The organism is Bartonella sp. TT119HLJHH, from assembly GCF_042193385.1.
GTDB lineage: Bacteria > Pseudomonadota > Alphaproteobacteria > Rhizobiales > Rhizobiaceae > Bartonella.
The window spans coordinates 1-552 of sequence record NZ_JBHILS010000152.1 but is presented as its reverse complement, the minus strand read 5'-3'; the positions used below and the strand labels follow the sequence as shown (position 1 = coordinate 552).

Below are 552 nucleotides of genomic sequence, written 5' to 3'. Positions count from 1 at the left end.
AGCACCCCCACCCTTCTTAACACTTTCAAGTAATGCGTGATTCACGCCACACGTGAATTGCATCTCAATGTAAGGAGAAAAGATATGGCGCCTCGTCCAGCTGCTATAACGCAACCAGCCATTGCACGCGCTTTAAGAGAAGCTAAAAAACAAGGTTGTGAACTCGTAGAAATCAAACCTACTGGTGAACTGCTTATCTATCTTAAATCCGATATTCCAATACCAAATTCAGTTAACCACCCAGACAAACTTTTAGATTTGTCAAAGAATGAATATTACGAAACCGCACTCTCTAAGATGTAAAATACCATGCCTAAACCACGTCCTCCTCATCTCGTTAAACAAATTACTCAACATGGCAAAATTGTATGGTATGTACGTATTGGTCATGGCAAACGCATTAGAATACGCGGTACCTATGGAACGCAAGAGTTTGTTGATAACTACAAAAGCGCACTTGCCGAGTTACAAGGGCTTATACTTCCTAAATCAAAAACTGGTAAACTTGTTGAAGGTTCATTTGCATGGCTGCTTAAACAATACTTTAACAGC

At 40.2% G+C, this 552-nt stretch carries 1 protein-coding gene and 1 pseudogene; both read left to right on the top strand.

What is annotated here, in order from left to right; genetic code table 11:
- Nucleotides 1–84 precede the first annotated feature (84 nt).
- On the top strand, nucleotides 85–303 hold the full coding sequence (locus ACFIJL_RS09885) for a hypothetical protein (protein ID WP_012755083.1): 219 nt from the start codon (nucleotides 85–87) through the stop codon (nucleotides 301–303).
- Between the two features lie 6 nt (nucleotides 304–309).
- Nucleotides 310–552: pseudogene (locus ACFIJL_RS09880) on the top strand (integrase); the annotation flags it as partial.